Origin of the sequence: Mycobacterium sp. (assembly GCF_049673265.1) — a bacterium.
Lineage (GTDB): Bacteria > Actinomycetota > Actinomycetes > Mycobacteriales > Mycobacteriaceae > Mycobacterium.
Window position 1 is genome coordinate 1 of sequence record NZ_JBATXN010000701.1, and the last position, 2,846, is coordinate 2,846.

At 62.7% G+C, this 2,846-nt stretch carries 4 protein-coding genes and 1 pseudogene; 1 reads left to right on the forward strand and 4 read right to left on the reverse strand.

Annotation, left to right across the window (positions count from 1 at the left end):
- Nucleotides 1-123 precede the first annotated feature (123 nt).
- From WBF82_RS23815 to WBF82_RS23830, 4 genes are all read right to left on the reverse strand, one after another.
- The gene (locus WBF82_RS23815; protein WP_424385388.1) at nucleotides 124-582 is read right to left on the reverse strand and encodes an STAS domain-containing protein; all 459 of its coding nucleotides are present in this window, start codon (nucleotides 580-582) and stop codon (nucleotides 124-126) included.
- Between the two features lie 130 nt (nucleotides 583-712).
- On the reverse strand, nucleotides 713-1,207 hold the full coding sequence (locus WBF82_RS23820) for an SRPBCC family protein (protein ID WP_424385389.1): 495 nt from the start codon (nucleotides 1,205-1,207) through the stop codon (nucleotides 713-715).
- Complete coding sequence (locus WBF82_RS23825; protein ID WP_424385390.1) at nucleotides 1,207-1,848, reverse strand: nitroreductase family protein; 642 nt, start codon at nucleotides 1,846-1,848, stop codon at nucleotides 1,207-1,209. Before WBF82_RS23825 ends, WBF82_RS23820 begins: the two co-directional genes overlap by 1 nt.
- Nucleotides 1,849-1,855: 7 nt before the next feature.
- Nucleotides 1,856-2,338, reverse strand: coding sequence for a carboxymuconolactone decarboxylase family protein (locus WBF82_RS23830; protein ID WP_424385391.1), 483 nt, complete (start codon nucleotides 2,336-2,338; stop codon nucleotides 1,856-1,858).
- 131 nt (nucleotides 2,339-2,469) lie between these two features.
- On the opposite strand from WBF82_RS23830, the pseudogene WBF82_RS23835 reads away from it, so the two are divergent.
- Nucleotides 2,470-2,846: pseudogene (locus WBF82_RS23835) on the forward strand (hypothetical protein); the annotation flags it as partial.

Here is a 2,846-nt window from a genome sequence, read left to right on the forward strand (position 1 = left end):
GGCCAGCGGCCACACTCCAGCTCAGCGCAATGAGCGCCGCCGCGGCGACAACGGTGGACTTCGACCTCACGAATAGCAGCATACGGGGTGAGCGCGGTGAGCGCGGTGAGCCTGATTGCGCTGTTAAGCGGTCTTTGTGAGCAGCGGCAACAGTAACCGGCGGCGTGCGGAGGTGGCATCAGCGAAGTAGTGCAGCGCCTCGTGCACCGAGCCGAAGACCGGGAAGCTGGATTCCTCTTGAGTAACCAGCAGCGCCGTGGTTACTGCCTGGCTGGGGACCACCGACCATTCCAGCCCTGCGACGCTGCAAATGTCATCCAACCGGTGAAGAAGTCGGACAGCTTGTGCCGCAAAGAAATCCAGAGCCGACAGGTCAAGGACGAAAGGCTTGTCCGGCAGGATGAAGCGCTCGGAGTACTCGGTGACCTGGTCGACATTTGCCGAGTCGACCGCACCGGTGATCGTGACGACGGTTCCCAGGCTGCGGCACTGGGCTCGCACCGCAGCACCGTTGCAGTCAAACGGAAGATGGGCGTGACGCGGCGCCAAGTGCGAAGCTGCGCCGTCGATCGAATCGGTCATGTCGCCCCCGTTTTCAAACGCTGTTGCTGCGATAACGATTACGACGCTAATCGGTTACTCTAAGGTCACTGGGTGCAGCCTTTAATACTTTGGTAAGAAACAAATTTCAGCTACCGGCCAGTAGCCACCACTAGGTCAGCCGCTTAACCGATCCGGCATAGCCGAGGGCGTGCTCGTAGATCTCGAGATTGTCGCGCGAAATCTTCGCGTGCACCGGACGTTCGAGAAGAAAACGCAGCACGGGATTGAAGGCGTGATACGTCTCGTGGAAGGTCAGCACGGTGGTGCCGTCGGGTTGTTCCTCCAGTTCGTGGTACCCCTCGGCGCGCGACCACAGCGGCTTGCCAATCGCCACATAGCGCGAGAGCTTGTTGATCTGCGCCTCGGTAATGGTCTCCCACGAACGCCCCTTGCCGCCCGACAACAGGTACCTAGGCACAGGAAAGACACAGGTGCGGACCAGCCCCTCGCCAGCTTCATCGCCTTCGTTGAGGATCTCCATGCTGCCGGTCGGCCACTCGAGCACCCGCGGCTTGGGCGCGTCGGGCGGCACTGGCGGATGCAACACTCGCCATACCTTTTTCGGCGGTGCGTCGACGTGAAATCGAACGGTGTAGGACTGCATCAGCTTTCTCCGTCAGGCTGTCCCCAAGTATCCCAATATGTGATCGTCTCCGCGGGCGGCCGTGCGGCCGGGCCGAAGTCGGTGCCAATCGTGTAGGCCACAGGGAACAGCGCGGCCTGTGTGACCGTGGCCGGAATTCCGAGCAGCTCGGCGACCTCCCGCTCCTTGGCCAAATGCATTGTCGTCCAGACTGATCCGAGACCACGCGACCGAAGGGCAAGCAAAAAACTCCAGCCGGCCGGGATGATCGATGCCCAGGCCGACGCGGCACCTAGCAGATCGTTGCCGTCAATGCGGCGCTGCAGGCACGGGATGACGTGTACCGGAACTTGGGCGAGCGTTTCGGTCAGGTTCAGTGCGCTTTGGTATACCCGTTGGGTCTGCGGATCGGACTCGGTCGCGGCGACGTGAGTCAGATACTCGACACCGATGCTGCGGTAGATCTCGGCGATCGCGGCGCGCTTAGCGGCATCGGTGATCACCAGCCAGCGCCAATCCTGCGCGTTGCTGGCAGTGGGCGCCTGCATTGCCAGCCGAAGGCACTCCAGAATCACGTCACGACCGACCGGCCGGGTCAAGTCAAGACGTTTGCGCACCGCTCGGGTGGTGGTGAGCAATTCGTCGACCGATCCGATGTCCACGCGCGACTCACAGATCGATCGCGCAGGACTGATCGACGCCCAGCACAGTCAACGAACGACCCAGACCAAGGAAAACCGCCAAACACAGTGTCAGATCAAGGATTTCCGAGTCGGTGAACGATTCACGAAGCCGATCGACGTACGCGTCGTCGATCGAGCCGTGGTCATTGGCGAAACGTTCGGCGTACTCGATGGCAAGACGCTGCCGCGGCGTGTAGCCGGGGTACGTGGCGTATGCCGCGACGTTCGCATACAGCTCGGGTGCGACGCCCGCCTCGAGCACCGATGGTGCGCGAAAGTCCGAGCAGGCCACACAGTCGTTGATCTGCGCGACGCGCATCCTGGCCAGTTCGCGTTCTTCCGGCGGCAAGATGCTCTGCTGATAGGCCCCGCGGATCATCCGTTCAACCATCTCGCCCAACGGCGGCCGCAACGTCCAAATCATCGCGGCTTCGCCACCGGGGCCGTCGGGCACATCAATCCGGGCCATGAGAGCGAGCAAACCAGACGTCTGGTTGAACTGTCCAGATCGGGGAGTCGTGGACAGTAGCGGGCATCCCGATTACCGTCCGGTAAGCGGAACTGTTGCTCGATGCGGCACCGCCCGCAGGAGGTCTCGGCATGCTTTTCATGCACGAGGTGCACAAGGTGCGAGGACGCGCCGAAGACGACTTCGAGGCCGCGTTCCGCGACGGCTGGATGCCAACACTTGGCGGCGGACACGACGCCCGGTTGCTGTGGTACGCCAACCACGCACACGGCAGCGGCCCCGCCTACACCGTGGTCACCGTGACCGCGGTTCGCGACGGGGCAGCATGGGAGCGACTGGCGCTGCGGATTCAGAAGGGCGATCTGCGGCAGTGGATGCGCCGGCTCGACGAGCTTCGCCACGACGTCGAGGCCAAGCTCCTGATGGCACTGCCATGGTCGCCACTACAGGACCTGCCGTTCGGCGAGGTACCTACCGACGGCCGGGAACACGAGCTGACCCTCTACAT

What these genes read in the sequence shown, in the direction of transcription:
- WBF82_RS23815 (WP_424385388.1), bottom strand. Translation starts at nt 582, where the DNA reads ATGACCGATTCGATCGACGGCGCAGCTTCGCACTTGGCGCCGCGTCAC.
- WBF82_RS23820 (WP_424385389.1), bottom strand. Translation starts at nt 1,207, where the DNA reads ATGCAGTCCTACACCGTTCGATTTCACGTCGACGCACCGCCGAAAAAG.
- WBF82_RS23830 (WP_424385391.1), bottom strand. Translation starts at nt 2,338, where the DNA reads ATGGCCCGGATTGATGTGCCCGACGGCCCCGGTGGCGAAGCCGCGATG.